At 73.0% G+C, this 13,913-nt stretch carries 16 protein-coding genes; 9 read left to right on the top strand and 7 right to left on the bottom strand.

Annotation, left to right across the window (positions count from 1 at the left end):
* The first annotated feature begins 22 nt into the window (after positions 1 to 22).
* From H7A72_RS11325 to H7A72_RS11315, 3 genes are all read left to right on the top strand, one after another.
* Entirely contained in the window at positions 23 to 760 is a 738-nt protein-coding gene (locus H7A72_RS11325; RefSeq protein WP_185220581.1) for a ComF family protein, read from the top strand.
* A 177-nt stretch (positions 761 to 937) separates the two neighbouring features.
* Positions 938 to 1,618, top strand: a complete 681-nt coding sequence (gene hpf / locus H7A72_RS11320) for a ribosome hibernation-promoting factor, HPF/YfiA family (RefSeq protein ID WP_185220580.1) — start codon at positions 938 to 940, stop codon at positions 1,616 to 1,618.
* A 227-nt stretch (positions 1,619 to 1,845) separates the two neighbouring features.
* Positions 1,846 to 3,036 (top strand): winged helix-turn-helix domain-containing protein, encoded by a 1,191-nt coding sequence (locus tag H7A72_RS11315; protein WP_185220579.1) that lies wholly within the window; start codon positions 1,846 to 1,848, stop codon positions 3,034 to 3,036.
* Between the two features lie 80 nt (positions 3,037 to 3,116).
* On the opposite strand, the gene H7A72_RS11310 is transcribed toward H7A72_RS11315, so the two are convergent.
* On the bottom strand, positions 3,117 to 3,323 hold the full coding sequence (locus tag H7A72_RS11310; protein WP_185220578.1) for a hypothetical protein: 207 nt from the start codon (positions 3,321 to 3,323) through the stop codon (positions 3,117 to 3,119).
* 117 nt (positions 3,324 to 3,440) lie between these two features.
* Here H7A72_RS11310 and secA point away from each other — a divergent pair, with 117 nt between their 5' ends.
* Positions 3,441 to 6,230, top strand: a complete 2,790-nt coding sequence (secA, locus tag H7A72_RS11305; protein WP_084450365.1) for a preprotein translocase subunit SecA — start codon at positions 3,441 to 3,443, stop codon at positions 6,228 to 6,230.
* Positions 6,231 to 6,250: 20 nt separating this feature from the next.
* On the opposite strand, the gene H7A72_RS11300 is transcribed toward secA, so the two are convergent.
* Complete coding sequence (locus H7A72_RS11300) at positions 6,251 to 6,787, bottom strand: Rv3235 family protein (protein WP_072625153.1); 537 nt, start codon at positions 6,785 to 6,787, stop codon at positions 6,251 to 6,253.
* Positions 6,784 to 7,644, bottom strand: a complete 861-nt coding sequence (locus H7A72_RS11295) for a LysM peptidoglycan-binding domain-containing protein (RefSeq protein WP_072625152.1) — start codon at positions 7,642 to 7,644, stop codon at positions 6,784 to 6,786. Before H7A72_RS11295 ends, H7A72_RS11300 begins: the two co-directional genes overlap by 4 nt.
* 118 nt (positions 7,645 to 7,762) lie before the next feature.
* On the opposite strand from H7A72_RS11295, the gene H7A72_RS11290 reads away from it, so the two are divergent.
* Positions 7,763 to 8,302, top strand: a complete 540-nt coding sequence (locus H7A72_RS11290; RefSeq protein WP_072625151.1) for a hypothetical protein — start codon at positions 7,763 to 7,765, stop codon at positions 8,300 to 8,302.
* 6 nt (positions 8,303 to 8,308) lie between these two features.
* Here H7A72_RS11290 and H7A72_RS11285 read toward each other — a convergent pair whose 3' ends face one another.
* The gene (locus H7A72_RS11285; RefSeq protein WP_072625150.1) at positions 8,309 to 8,524 is read right to left on the bottom strand and encodes a helix-turn-helix domain-containing protein; all 216 of its coding nucleotides are present in this window, start codon (positions 8,522 to 8,524) and stop codon (positions 8,309 to 8,311) included.
* A gap of 121 nt (positions 8,525 to 8,645) precedes the next feature.
* On the opposite strand from H7A72_RS11285, the gene H7A72_RS11280 reads away from it, so the two are divergent.
* Genes H7A72_RS11280 through H7A72_RS11265 form a run of 4 tightly spaced genes read left to right on the top strand, consistent with a single transcriptional unit; the run spans position 8,646 to position 12,466 of the window.
* A complete protein-coding gene (locus tag H7A72_RS11280) occupies positions 8,646 to 9,317 on the top strand; it encodes a hypothetical protein (protein ID WP_072625149.1) in 672 nt (223 codons plus the stop codon).
* Positions 9,317 to 10,612, top strand: a complete 1,296-nt coding sequence (locus H7A72_RS11275; RefSeq protein WP_072625148.1) for a P-loop NTPase — start codon at positions 9,317 to 9,319, stop codon at positions 10,610 to 10,612. Before H7A72_RS11280 ends, H7A72_RS11275 begins: the two co-directional genes overlap by 1 nt.
* A gap of 43 nt (positions 10,613 to 10,655) precedes the next feature.
* Complete coding sequence (locus H7A72_RS11270; protein WP_084450366.1) at positions 10,656 to 12,080, top strand: wax ester/triacylglycerol synthase family O-acyltransferase; 1,425 nt, start codon at positions 10,656 to 10,658, stop codon at positions 12,078 to 12,080.
* A complete protein-coding gene (locus tag H7A72_RS11265) occupies positions 12,080 to 12,466 on the top strand; it encodes a hypothetical protein (RefSeq protein ID WP_185220577.1) in 387 nt (128 codons plus the stop codon). The genes H7A72_RS11270 and H7A72_RS11265 overlap by 1 nt, the downstream gene beginning before the upstream one ends.
* Here the strand turns inward: H7A72_RS11265 and H7A72_RS11260 are convergent.
* Genes H7A72_RS11260 through H7A72_RS11250 form a run of 3 tightly spaced genes read right to left on the bottom strand, consistent with a single transcriptional unit; the run spans position 12,463 to position 13,797 of the window.
* A complete protein-coding gene (locus tag H7A72_RS11260; RefSeq protein WP_072625145.1) occupies positions 12,463 to 12,948 on the bottom strand; it encodes a DUF2505 domain-containing protein in 486 nt (161 codons plus the stop codon). The two genes, H7A72_RS11265 and H7A72_RS11260, sit on opposite strands and share 4 nt — an antisense overlap.
* A 31-nt stretch (positions 12,949 to 12,979) precedes the next feature.
* Complete coding sequence (locus tag H7A72_RS11255) at positions 12,980 to 13,501, bottom strand: hypothetical protein (protein ID WP_084450368.1); 522 nt, start codon at positions 13,499 to 13,501, stop codon at positions 12,980 to 12,982.
* Positions 13,498 to 13,797, bottom strand: coding sequence for a hypothetical protein (locus H7A72_RS11250; RefSeq protein ID WP_185220576.1), 300 nt, complete (start codon positions 13,795 to 13,797; stop codon positions 13,498 to 13,500). The genes H7A72_RS11255 and H7A72_RS11250 overlap by 4 nt, the downstream gene beginning before the upstream one ends.
* Positions 13,798 to 13,913: the final 116 nt, after the last annotated feature.

Here is a 13,913-nt window from a genome sequence, read left to right as displayed (position 1 = left end):
ACGACGGAGCAAGACTGCCGTCGTGGGATCTGCGATCGGTGGGGTGCTGCGCGCGGCGGTCGACCTCGTGCTGTCCCGGACGTGTGCGGGGTGTGGTTCGCCCGACGTCGGCCTGTGCCCCGGGTGCCGCCTCGAGCTGGCCGACCTGGCCCTCGACGACCTCGGCCCGCTGGCGCCGCGTCCCGTCCCGCCCGGCTGGCCGGGGTGCCACGGCACGCTGCGCTACGACGGGGTCGCCTCGCGGCTGGCGACGGCCTTCAAGGACGAGGGGCGGCGAGATCTGGCTGCACCCATGGGCGCCCTGCTCGCCGATGCCGTGGCCCGTGCCCTGGCCACGACCTCCCCGTCCGCAGGGCTGCCGGTGCTCCTCGTCCCCGTGCCCTCCTCACGGGTGGCGATCCGCCGTCGGGGAGACCAACCCATGCTCCTGCTCGCCCGCCGGGCGGCCCGCGTCGTGGGTCCCACGGTGCAGGTGGCGACGGCGCTGACGACGGTCCGGCGCACCGCCGACCAGGCCGGTCTCGACCAGGCGTCGCGGCGGGCCAACCTCCACGGGGCGATGCGGGTGACCGACCCCCGCCGGGTCCGCGGCCGGCACGTCCTCGTCGTCGACGACGTGCTGACCTCCGGTGCCACGCTCGCCGAGGCGCACCGCGCGGTGCTCGCCGCGGGGGCGGCCGACGTGTGTCTGGCGGTCGCGATGGTGACCCCGCGCAGGTCATCGGCCGTTCACCTATCTTTCCGTGCGCGCTCGGACTAACGTGTCGTCATGGGTCCCTCGTTCGACCGGCACGGCCGGAGAGACGCAGGGGCCTTCCGCGTCCTCGGGCGGCGGCCCGAGGACGACCCCGGGCCCCGACGGGAGGTGGTGCCCCGGCTGTGAGGCCCTCGCCAGGCGCTTACCCCAAGCACCACCCGACGTCCCCAGGAGGACTCCGTGGAAATTGCCATCACCGGACGCCATGTCACCGTCTCCGACCGACTGCGTGACTACCTCGACAGCAAGCTGTCGAAGGTGCCGCAGCTCGATCCCCGCGTGCAGCGGATCGAGGTCATGGTGAGTCACGAGCCCAACCCCCGGCAGTCCAAGGTCAGCGAGCGCGTCGAGATCACCTGCCGGTCCAAGGGGCCGGTCATCCGCGCCGAGGCCTGCCATGACGACCGCCAGGCGGCTGTGGACCTCGCCGTCGACAAGCTGCTCGAGCGGCTGCGCCGCGCCCACGACAAGCGGCACGTCCTGCGGGGCCGCCGTCGCACGTCGGTGGCCGCCGCGACGGCCGACCTCACCGAGCCCCTGCAGACCGACCTGGCGACCGAGGACGAGGAGACCCCCGACCAGTTCGGCACGATCGGCGACAGCCCGATCGAGGTCCGCGAAAAGGTCCACGAGTCGGCGCCGATGACCCTTGCCGAGGCGGTGCGTCGCATGGAGCTCGTCGGTCACGACTTCTTCCTCTTCCACGACTCCGACAACGACCGGCCGAGCGTCGTCTACCGCCGGCGGGGCTGGTCCTACGGCGTGATCCACCTCGACGTCCAGGACGCCGTCAACGGCACCGCCCTCGACGGCGCCGCGGTCGACGGCACCCGCGTCGACGAGCCCGTCTCCGTCCGCTGAGCCTCTCTTCGTCCGGCACGACCCGCGTGGTCGGGTGGCGCGGACGAAGGCTCGGACGGCCCTAAGGAAAAGTCCGGACCGCTTGGTCTTCGACCTCACGTCGAGCAGGCAGTCCGGACTTTTCCATGAGTCGGGCCGCCCCGACCTTCGTCCGCGCCAGCGGTGATCCGCCGGGTCGGGACTGTCCGAGGTCCGGGTTGTCGGAGGGGGTAGGGCAGTCTGGCCTCGTGCGTACACTGACGGAGGCGGGGGCCCGACGGATCGCGATCGCGGCCCAGGGGCTGGCTCGTCCGCGGCCGGAGCGGGAGCCGACGACGCGGGACCTGCAGCGGGTGGTCGACACCGTCGGGCTCATCCAGATCGACAGCGTCAACGTGCTCGCGCGCAGCCATTACCTGCCCGTCTTCTCCCGCGTCGGCCCCTACGACACCGCCCTGCTCGACCGCATGCGCGACCGGGCGCCGCGGCGACTCGTCGAGTACTGGGCCCACGAGGCCAGCCTGCTGCCGCCGAGCACCTGGCCCCTCATGGAGCACCCACGGATGCGCCGGGCCAGGGAGGAGTCGTGGGGCGGCATGCAGGCGGTCGCGCGCGACCAGCCCGATGTCGTCTCGGCCGTGCTCGCCGAGGTCCGCGCCGGCCGTCCGCGCACGGCCCGGGAGATCGAGGCCGCGCTGGGACACGAGCGCACGGGCGACAAGGAGCACTGGGGCTGGAACTGGTCGCAGGTCAAGCACGCCCTCGAGCACCTCTTCTGGGCGGGCGAGATCAGCTCTGCCGGGCGGACCTCGCAGTTCGAGCGACGCTATGCCGCCCTCGAGCGCGTCGTGCCGCCCGCCCACGCGCCACTCTGGCTCGACCCCGCCGCGCGGCCCGCGGCCGACGAGGCCTACACCGAGCTCGTGCGCATCTCCGCGCGTGCCACGGGTGTGGCGACCGAGGCCGACCTCGCCGACTACTTTCGGCTCAAGCGGGTCCACGTGCGTCCGGCGATCGAGCGGCTCGTCGCCGCGGGTGAGCTCGAACCGGTCGACGTCCGAGGGTGGGCCGAGCCGGCCTGGCTGCACGCCGAGGCGCGTCGGCCCCGGGCCGTGCAAGCCCGGGCGCTGCTGTCCCCCTTCGACAGCCTCGTGTGGTGCCGGCCGCGGGTGGAGCGGATCTTCGACTTCCACTACCGGATCGAGATCTACACGCCGGCCGAGCAACGGGTCCACGGCTACTACGTGCTGCCCTTCCTCCTCGGCGACGAACTCGTCGGTCGGGTCGACCTCAAGGCCGACCGCACCGGCGGGGCGCTGCTGGCCCGCCAGATCTCGTGGGAGCCCGGCCGTGGGGGAGCCGACGACCGGCGCGAGCTCGCCGAGGAGATGGGTCAGATGGCGACCTGGCTGGGGCTGGGCGAGGTCGTCGGCGCCTGAGCCGACCCGGCGGCGTCGGTCACGCCAGGCGTTCCCAGTGGATCGCCGGCCCCACGGATCCGTCGGGTGCCTCGGCGGCCTCAACCGCGTCCACCTGCCGCCGGGTGCAGGGCGAAGCCGATCTCCCACGGCAGCCCCTCCCGCTCGCCGGGGCGCAGGTCCACGACCCCGACGAAGGGGAGGTCGGCACCGGTCATCGCCCGCAGCCGCACGTGACCGTCCGCGAGGACCGGCACGATGCCAGGGAACTGGCCGTGCGGAACCTCGTCGGCGGGGTGCTCGTTCACCCGGGTCAGAGTGCCCGGTCGGTCACCGGGCCCGCAAACGATTAGCCTGTGGTCAGACTGCTCTGGGGCGGCGACGCTGTGCCGTGCCCGGATCGACCACGTCAGGAGTTCAGGTTCGTGAAGATCGTCGAGCGCATCCTCCGCGCCGGAGAGGGCCGCACCGTCAAGCGGCTCGAAGGCATCGCCGCCCAGGTCAACGCCATCGAGGAGGACTTCGAAAAGCTGACCGACGCCGAGCTGCGGGCGGAGACCGATGTCTTCCGCAAGCGCCTGAAGGACGGCGAGACGCTCGACGACATCCTTCCCGAGGCCTTCGCGGCGGTCCGTGAGGCCAGCCGACGCACCATCGGCAAGCGGCACTTCGACGTGCAGATCATGGGTGGCGCGGCCCTGCACCAGGGCAACGTCGCCGAGATGAAGACCGGTGAGGGCAAGACCCTCGTCGCGACCCTGCCGTCGTACCTCAACGCCATCGAGGGCAAGGGCGTGCACGTCGTCACGGTCAACGACTACCTCGCCGAGTACCAGGCCGAGCTCATGGGCCGTGTCCACCGGGCCCTGGGTCTGGAGACGGGCGTGATCCTCGGCTCGATGAACCCCGAGCAGCGCCGCGCCGAGTACGCCAAGGACATCACCTACGGCACCAACAACGAGTTCGGCTTCGACTACCTGCGCGACAACATGGCGTGGAATACCGACGAGCTCGTCCAGCGCGGCCACAACTTCGCCATCGTCGACGAGGTCGACTCGATCCTCATCGACGAGGCCCGCACGCCGCTCATCATCTCCGGCCCGGCCGACCAGCCGACGAAGTGGTACGTCGAGTTCGCCAAGATGGTCCGCAAGCTCGAGCGCGGCCACGGTGCCGACCTCATGCGCGGCATCGAGGCCGAGGGCGACTACGAGGTCGACGAGAAGAAGCGCACCGTCGGCATCCTCGAGCCGGGCATCGAGAAGATCGAGGACCTGCTCGGCATCGACAACCTCTACGAGAGCGTCAACACCCCGCTCATCGGCTACCTCAACAACGCGATCAAGGCCAAGGAGCTCTTCACCCGCGACAAGGACTACGTCGTGATCAACGGAGAGGTCCTCATCGTCGACGAGCACACCGGCCGCATGCTCGCGGGCCGCCGCTACAACGAGGGCATGCACCAGGCGATCGAGGCCAAGGAGGGTGTGGAGATCAAGAACGAGAACCAGACCCTGGCGACGATCACCCTGCAGAACTACTTCCGCATGTACGACACCCTCTCGGGCATGACGGGTACCGCCCAGACCGAGGCGGGCGAGCTCAACTCGATCTACAACCTCGGCGTCGTCCCGATCCGCACCAACAAGCCGATGATCCGCAAGGACCAGGCCGATCTCGTCTACCGGACCGAGCAGGCGAAGTTCAACGCCGTCGTCGACGACATCGCCGAGCGCCACGAGACCGGCCAGCCGGTGCTCGTCGGCACGACGAGCGTCGAGAAGAGCGAGTACCTCTCGCAGGAGCTGCGCAAGCGCAAGATCACGCACGCGGTGCTCAACGCCAAGCACCACGAGAGCGAGGCCGCGATCGTCGCCGACGCCGGCCGCAAGGGCGCCGTCACCGTCGCGACCAACATGGCCGGTCGAGGCACCGACATCATGCTCGGTGGCAACCCCGAGTTCCGTGCCGTCGCCGAGCTGAAGAAGCGCGGGCTCGACCCGGAGGAGACGCCGGAGGAGTACGAGGCGGCGTGGGACGACGCGCTCGCCGCCGCCGAGAAGGCGGTCGAGGCCGAGCACGAGGAGGTCACCGAGCTCGGTGGTCTCTACGTCCTGGGCACCGAGCGGCACGAGTCGCGCCGCATCGACAACCAGCTGCGCGGTCGTTCCGGTCGTCAGGGTGACCCGGGGGAGTCGCGCTTCTACCTCTCCCTCGAGGACAGCCTGATGCGCCTGTTCAACGCCGGCTTCGTCGACCGGGTCATGCAGACGGCCAAGATCGACGACGAGACGCCGATCGCCGGCAAGATGCTCACCAAGTCGATCGAGGGCGCGCAGAGCCAGCTCGAGGGTCAGAACTACGAGACCCGCAAGAACGTCCTCAAGTACGACGACGTCCTCAACCGCCAGCGCACCGTCGTCTACGACGAGCGGCGTCGGGTGCTCAAGGGCGAGGACCTCGAGGAGCAGATCCGCCTCTTCATGACCGATGTCGTCAGCGGCTACGTCGACGCCGAGACGGCCGGCGGATTTTCCGAGGACTGGGACCTCGACCGTCTCTTCACCGCCCTCAAGGCGATCTACCCGGCGACGGTCACGCCCGAGCAGCTCATCGACGGTGCCGGCTCCCGCGCCGGACTGACCGCCGCGAGCCTGCGCGAGGAGATCGTCACCGACATCCACGAGGCCTACGACCGCCGCGAGGCCGAGCTCGGCGAGCCGGTCGCGCGCGAGCTCGAGCGTCGCGTCGTGCTCTCGGTCCTGGACCGCAAGTGGCGCGAGCACCTCTACGAGATGGACTACCTCAAGGAGGGCATCGGCCTGCGTGCGATGGCCCAGCGCGACCCGCTCGTCGAGTACCAGCGCGAGGGCTTCCAGCTCTTCGAGGCGATGAACGAGGCGATCAAGGAGGAGTCGGTCGCCTACCTCTTCAACAGCGAGGTCCAGGTGCCCGAGGTGCCGCAGTCCTCGACCCAGCCCCGCAGCGCCGCCGAGATGTTTGGTGACGCCGACGGTGAGCCGGCCGCTCGCCCGCAGGTCACCGCCAAGGGCCTCGAGGACGGCCCCCGTCAGCGCAACCTGCACTACTCCGCGCCGTCGGAGGACGGCGGGGTCGAGGAGCACGACGAAGGGGGGTCCGCCTCCGGTGGGTCCCGCTCGGAGCGTCGGGCCGCGGCCAAGAAGGCGAAGAAGGCGGCCAAGAAGGGCCGCTGACCGCGGTCGCCGCCGGCGACTCAGCCGACCTGCAGCGCCTGGACGACCCAGCGGTGGTCGCGCCCGGCCAGCCGCAGGGCCAGGGCGCGCACCCGGCCGCCGTCGACGAGGACGACCGAGGCCTCGACGATGTCGTCGGCCGGCTCGCACAGGTGGACGCGCAGCACCCGGGTGCGGTGTGCCGCGCCGGTCGAGGTGCGACGACGGCCGGCGCGTGAGCCGCGACGGGCCACGACGGCGTAGACCTCTGGGCTCGTCCAGCGCATCACCTGGCTCGGCGGCCGGACCCCGTGCATGACCTCGACGAGCCCCTGGGCGATGTGTGCCGCCCACTGGCGTGGGTCGGGCAGGTCGCGGGCCCGGGTGGCCTGCTGCCCGAAGATCTGCTCGTCGCTCGCCGCGGCGAAGTCGACGGCCAGGGCGTCCTGGACGTAGGGCGTGGCCCGACCCGCCTGCTCGGCGGCGCCCTCGGCGTGGGTGGGCAGCGGCACTCCCGGCGGGCTGATCCGGGGTGCTGGCAGGACGCGCAGCGGGGCGCTGGGTGCGGTGCTGGTCATGGGGTCCCCCTCGTGGCCGGGACGGTGCCCGGGTCGTGGTCGTGGCTGGGTGGCGTCAGGCGGGTGCCCGGAAGCAGGTGGTGCGGGTCGGGTCCGATCACGGCGGAGTTGGCGGCGTGCCACCGCGGCCAGGCGGCGGCGACCTCGGCGTCGGTCGCGCCCGGGCCCAGGTGCGTGGCGGCGATCGACCACAGCGTTTCGCCGCGGCGCACGACGACCTCGCGGGTCGAGCTGGGGCGCTGGCGGCCGGTGAGCAGCGTCGGGTCGGTGCGCTGTCGGGCGCGCGGCCGGCTCGGCGTCCACCCGGGCGAAGGGGGTGTCACGGCCACGCGCGGACCGGCACCGGTTGAGGTGGTCGGGCTGGGGAGCCACCCTGGAGCAGGTGCGCTCTCGGCTCGGGTGCTCGGGGACGGGGCGTCACCCGCGCCGGGGGATGGGCGCCACCCCGGCGCGGGGGGCTCGCTGGCGTCGACGACCCGGACCGCGGCCACGGCGGTGCCGGGCAGGACCGAGGCCGTGACGGAGGCCCCCAGGACGATCGCGGCCCACCGGCGCACGATCGCCGGGGTGACCCGGTCGCGTGCCCGGCGGGAGAGCGCCCCCAGTCGCCCGGGCAGCCGGGCGAGCAGGACGAGGGCGAGGGAGAGGGTGAGCCACCCGGCGATGCCGGCGGCCACGAGGGCGGCGAGCCCGGTGATCGCGGCGGCGGGGTCACCGCCGGGGGCGCCCGCCGTCGCGAGCAGCCGCTGCGCGCCCGTGGCGGTCGCGGCAGTGAGGGCCACGCCTCCCGGCAGGGCGCACCCGATGCCGAGGGCGAGGAGTGCCTCGCGTGCCCGGACTGCTCGACCTGCTGCCACCGGGTCCCCCTTCGCTCGTGCTCGTCTGATGTCGAAACGCACCATTCGATGTCGTGTGGTGTTGATTGACAGCAAACCACGTCAAACGAAGGTTGGCAACAGGGTCTACATTGGGCCGGTGCGCTGGGACCGGCTCTTCGACGACCTCGAGGCGCAGCTGGCTGCCCGCGCACGGCTTGAGCTCGACGCCGAGGTGGCCGAGCGCACCCGCACCGAGCGCTCCAAGATCACGCTGGGGGAGCGGGTCGTCGGCGCCACCGGCTCGGCGCTCGTCGTCCGGCTGCGGGGTGCCACCGTCGTGCGCGGTGTCCTCGAGGACAGTGGTGACGGCTGGCTGCTGCTCGTCGAACCCACCGGTCGTCAGTCGCTCGTCGCGACCGCTGCCGTGCTCGGCATCTCGGGCCTGGGGCGCCCGCGCGACGACACCAGGGCGCGCCGCTTCGGCATCGGCTCGGCCCTGCGCGGCATCAGCCGCGACCGCCGGGCCGTCGTCGTCGTGGACGTCGACGGCGGGTCGGTGCACGGCACGATCGACGCCGTCGGTGCCGATGCCTTCGACATCGCCGAGCACCCGCTGGACAGCCCCCGCCGGGCCGAGCACCTGCTGGGCGAGCGGGTCATCCCCTTCGCCGCGGTTGCGGTCGTCGGCTCGGCCTGAGCCGGGTCACTCCTCGCGGCCGCCCTTGGCGACGAACTCGCGGGTCTGGGCGTACATGCGCTCGATGTAGGCGTCGAGCTCGTCGACCTCGACCCGCCACTGGCCACGACCGCCGACCTTGATCGCCGGCAGGTCGCCGCTGCGGACGAGGGCATAGGCCTGCGCGGCGGAGACGCCGAGGACCTCGGAGACCTCGGTGAGCGGGACGAACTTGCGCGGCATGGGGCCAGTCTGCCACCGGGAGGCCGTGCTCCCGAGCAGGCCCTGTGGACAGACGACGCGCGCGGTCGCCCCGCGCGGGGCATGATGCAGGTCAGCCGCACCCGACCCTCGAAGGACCGCCGTGAGCGACCTGCCCACACCCGCTGCCCGCCGCCTGACCAAGCCCTCGTGGAAGGACACCCGGCTGCTCGTCGGGGTCCTGCTGGTCCTGCTGTCGATCATCATCGGCGCGCTGGCGATGCGGGCCGCGGACGACCGTGTCGGCATGTGGGTCGCCTCCGAGCAGCTCACCCCCGGCGAGACGATCGAGACGAGCGACCTCGAGCGGGTCGACGTCCAGCTCGGCGACGCCCAGGGCGACTACCTCATGTCCAACGAGCGCCTGCCCAACGGCGCCGTCATCGACCGCGAGGTCCGCCCCGGCGAGCTCGTGCCACGCGCTGCGGTCGTCAACCCCGTCGACCTCGACGTCCAGCGCGTCGCCGTGCACGTCGACCCCGCCTACACGAGCAACCTCGTCAAGGGCTCGCGGGTCACCGTCTTCACGGCCGCACCCCCGACGAAGGGGGCGGACGGCGCCCCCGCCGGCGACGAGCCTCAGTACGAGGAGTTCATCAGCCGGGCCACGGTCCACTCCCTGCCACGCGGCGGCGGGGTCATGGGGTCGAGCAGCCGGACGTCGGTGATCATCGTCGTCCCCAAGGACCGGGTGCCCGAGCTGCTCACCCTCGACACCGCCGAGACCCCGATCCGGCTGGCCATCGAGTCCGGCAGCCCGGAGAGCCAGGACTGATGGCGACCACCGTCCTCACCGCCCTCGGCCACGACTGGGAGGGCAGCATGGTCCAGGTCGTCGACCAGCTGCCCGGCGTCACCGTCGGCCGACGCTGCGTCGACCTCGCCGACCTGCTCGCCGCCGCGTCCGCCGGTCTCGGCGACGTCGCCCTCGTCTCCGCCGACCTGCGCGGGCTCGACCGGGACGCCCTCGCGCACCTGCGCGCCCACGGGGTCGCGGTCGTCGGGGCCAGCCGTGACGGCCAGGAGGCCCAGGAGCGGCACCTGCGTCAGCTGGGCGTCGAGCGCCACGTCCACACGGGCACGCCCCGGGAGGAACTCGTCGACGTCCTCACCTCGACGACCGCAGCGTCCGCCCCCTTCGTCACGGGGGCGGGGGAGCCGCTGCCGGGGGAGGACCCGCCGACCGCGCCCATCGTCCCCGTCACCGACGAGACGCCCGAGCCGCAGCGTGGGCGGGTGGTCGCCGTGTGGGGCCCCACCGGAGCGCCCGGCCGCAGCACCCTCGCGGTCAACCTCGCGAGCGAGCTCGCGGGTCTCGGCCAGCCCGTCGTGCTCGTCGACCTCGACACCTACGGCGCGTCCGTCGCCCAGCTGCTGAGCGTCCTCGACGAGGCCCCCGGCATCGCGGCCGCGGCCCGCGCGTCCGAGCTGGGCACCCTCGACCTGGCCTCGCTGGCGCGGCTGGCCGTCGAGGTCGCACCCCGCTTCCGCGTCGTCACCGGCATCCCGACGCCGACCCGGTGGACCGAGGTGCGCAGCTCCGCCGTCGAGCAGGTCATCGACCTGTGCCGCTCGCTCGCGGCCTTCGTCGTCCTCGACTGCGGCTTCGGCATCGAGGACGACGAGGAGCTGAGCTACGACACGACGGCGCCGCGACGCAATGCGGCGACGCTCACCGCGCTCGATGCGGCCGACGAGCTCCTGCTCGTCGGTGCTGCCGACCCCGTGGGGCTGCAGCGGATGGTGCGTGCGGTCCAGGCGGTCGGCCAGGTGGCGTCGCCGACGCCACGGCCCGTCGTCAACCGGCTGCGCGCTGGCTCGGTCGGGCCCGACCCGCGCCGTCGGGTCGCCGAGTCGATGGCCCGCTTCGCGGGGCTGGAGGACATCACCTTCCTGCCCGACGATCAGGCCGGCGTCGACGCCGCGGTGCTCGCCGGGCAGACGCTCGCCGAGGCCGCGGCCGGCAGCCCCCTGCGTCAGGCGATTGCCGCCCTGGCCGCCGACCTCGCGGGCGTCGCGGCACCCGTCGGCGAGGTCCGAGGGCGCCGCCGACTGCTGCGACGTGCGTGACGGCGAGGTACCCCGGGGCGCGCGCACGTGCCACGATGTGCCCGTGGTGAACAGACTCGGTGCCCTCGACTCGTCCTTCCTCTACCTCGAGGAGCCCACCCTGCCCATGCACGTGGGGTCGGTCATGGTCTTCGAGCCGCCGGCCGAGGGCTTCGACTACGACAGCTTCGTCGCCGTCGTCGGTGACCGCATCGCCGGGCACTCGCGTTACCGCCAGCGCATCCGCGAGGTCCCGGGGCGCCTGGACAACCCCGTGTGGGTCGATGACGAACACTTCGACATCGGCTACCACGTGCGCCGGTCGGCCATCCCCTCGCCGGGGGCCCGCAGCGACCTCGAGGACTACGTCGCGCAGATCATGACCCGGCCGCTCGACCGGTACCGGCCCCTGTGGGAGGCCTACTTCGTCGAGGGTCTCGACGGGGGGCGCTTCGCCGTCGTCACCAAGGCGCACCAGGCGATGGTCGACGGCATCAGCGCCGTCGACCTGGCCCACCTGCTGCTCGACCCCGACGCCGTCCCCGTCGACGACCGCGAGGGCCAGCCCGGGTCCGCGCCCTCCGACCTGCGCCTGGTCGCCGACGCGCTCCTCGGCTCGGTCCTCAACCCGGCCCGGGTCGTGCGCGGTGTCGGGGCGGGGCTGCGCGACGTCAGCCGCACCGGCCGGGTCGTCACCGGTACCGCCGGCCGCCTCGTTGCGACCCTCGCTCGCGTGGGGGCACGCCCCGCGCCGGACTCGCCGATCAAGGCGACCGTCGGCGCCGCGCGCCGCTACGTCATGGTCGAGACCGATCTGGACGACTACCGCAAGGTGCGCGGCCGGCTGACCCGGGGGCGCTACGTCGACGACGTGTCGATCAACGACGTCATCCTCGCCACGGTGGCCGGGGCGCTGCGGGCCTGGATGCAAAACCGCGGGCTGCCGGTCACGGCCACGACGACCCTGCGGGTCATGGTGCCGCTGAGCATCGTCGACGGCTCCGGCGACCCGCTCACCGACAACGCGATGACCGCGTGCTTCATCGACCTGCCCATCGGCGAGAACACCCCGTCCATGCGGCTGCACCAGATCGCCTTCGCGATGCGGCAGCAGATCGAGTCGATCTCGGTCGAGGGCGTCGGCGCGACGTCGCTGGCGAGCATCGGGGGCTTCGCCCCGCCGACGCTGCACACGCTCGGCGCCCGGCTCGGCAGCGCCATGAGCCGCCGCCTGTTCAACTTCGTCATCACCAACGTGCCCGGTCCGCAGCAGTCCCTGCAGGTGGAGGGCTGCCGGCTCATCGAGACCTACCCGGTCATGCCGCTGGGCCGTGGTCAGGGCCTGGCGATCGGGCTGACCTCCTACGACGGCAAGGTCTACTACGGCCTCACCGGTGACCGTGACTCGATGCCCGACCTCGACCTGCTGGCGCGCTCGATCCAGGACGCGCTCGCCGAGCTGCGCACCGCCCCCAGGGGACGCGCGTGATGCGGGTCTACGTGCCGATGCTCCTGCCCGAGCTCGCCGACGTCGCCGCGACGGGACGTCTGCCGGAGCGCACCCCCTTCGCCGTGACGGACGCGGTCCGCGCCCTCGACCCGACGGCCGACGAGGAGGACCTCGAGTTCGAGGCGATGTGCCAGGCACTCGACGCGGCCCGCGACCTCGGTGCCGGTCGTCGCGTCGTCGCCGCAGCCGACGTCCCCGACGCCCCGGGCACCGGCGATGACGGTCGGCTCGACGCCGCCGTGGTCGTCGCGGTGGCCGACGTCGTGAGCTTCCACGTCGAGGAGGACGCGGGTGGCGTCGGCTCCGGCTACGACGACCTGCTCTGGTACGACGTCACCGAGCTTCCCGACCTCGCCGAGGGTTAGACCAGGCGCTCGGCGAGGAAGCGCGCCTCGGCGTCGATCGAGTCGATGATCGCCGGCTGGGCGGCCTGCTCGACCTTTTTGCCGACGAGCGGGATCGAGCACGTGAGGTCGGCGGCCACGGCCATCCGGGCACCGTTGCCGGCGGGGGTCAGGTCGATGGTGCCGCGCAGGCGCAGCGGGGCTCCCGAGACGGTGAGGTCGAGGTCGGCGCGGCGGGAGCCGTCGGCCGCCGCGGGGTGCCAGGTCTGCTGCTCGTCGATCTGCAGCGTGTCGCCGACCATCGACGCCACGGCCGCGGGCATGCCCTGGGTGGAGAGCGCTCGTCGCGTGCGCACGACGACGTCGGCGCCCTGCTCGGTCACTGACGCGGTCGAGCCGGGCACCTGGGCGTCGACCTTGGCCTGCTGGTACTCCTGCGTCGAGACGAGCGCGAAGGCCTCGTCGGGGCCGGCGGGCAGGGTGGCCTCACGGGTGATCCTCATGGGCACACGCTAGCGCTGCGGACCGGCGTCGTCAGGCACGCAGGGCGGCACTCGTCGTGCGCAGCAGCTCGCTCGCCCGGGCGCACTCGGCCGTGAGCAGCGTGCGGTGCCGACCGAGCGTCGTCACGACGTGGTGCACCCGCTCCTGCAGCGACTCGCGCACCCGCTCGGCCTCGTCGACCGAGTGGGCGTCGGCGACGCCGGTGATGCCCCAGCTGCGCTCGACCGTGCCGTCGCGCACGTCGAGCCCGGCCGCGCGGGCCTCCTCCTCGAGGGCGCGAAGGCGGGCGATCGCCTCGGCGAGCTCGGTGGCCGTCGAGTGCAGGGTGCGCCCGCACACGTCCATGGCATCGGCCGTGGACGCGGTGGCCTCGGCGAGGCGCTCTGCCCGGCGGCGTCGCTCGAGCGCGCTCGGTCCGCGCCACCCGGGTGCGGCGTCGGCCAGCGCAGCGCGCAGTGCCTCGGCGTCGGCGTGCAGCTGCACCGCACGGCTGCGCAAGGAGGATGCCAGGGCACTCAGCGAGCCGGGGTCGCCCAGCAGGGGGTGGCTCATCGCAGCTCGCGGACGTCGGGGCGTGCGTGCTCGCCGCCCCGCGCCGACGAGGAGGCCGACCGGGCGGCGCGCGGCCCCATCGCGAGGGCGAGCTCGCGGCACCCGGCAGAGATCTCGCGGAGGCTGTCGACGGTGTCGTCGACCATGCCGTCGAGCGCCCGCTGGGTCGCGTGGTCCCCGACCGTCACGAGGTGGTCGAGCAGCAGCTCGCCCGTGGCCGCGGTGTGCTCACCGGTGGCGGACAGGGCGTCGACGAGCGCGTCGAGGTCCTCGGGGCGAGGGTGCGAAGGGGGCATGGTCCGGCCAGCCTATCGACGCGCGTCGTCCCCGGGACGCGGGCCGTCCACAGGCCCGCGGCGGTCCCCCCTTCGCTCCGCCGGGGGGTGCACGTGACGCGCGTCATAGGGGGCTA

The sequence above is a fragment of the Janibacter sp. YB324 genome (assembly GCF_014217915.1).
Taxonomy (GTDB): Bacteria; Actinomycetota; Actinomycetes; order Actinomycetales; family Dermatophilaceae; genus Janibacter; species Janibacter indicus.
Note: the sequence above shows the minus strand (reverse complement) of the source record. Positions and strands in the feature narration are given on the sequence as shown.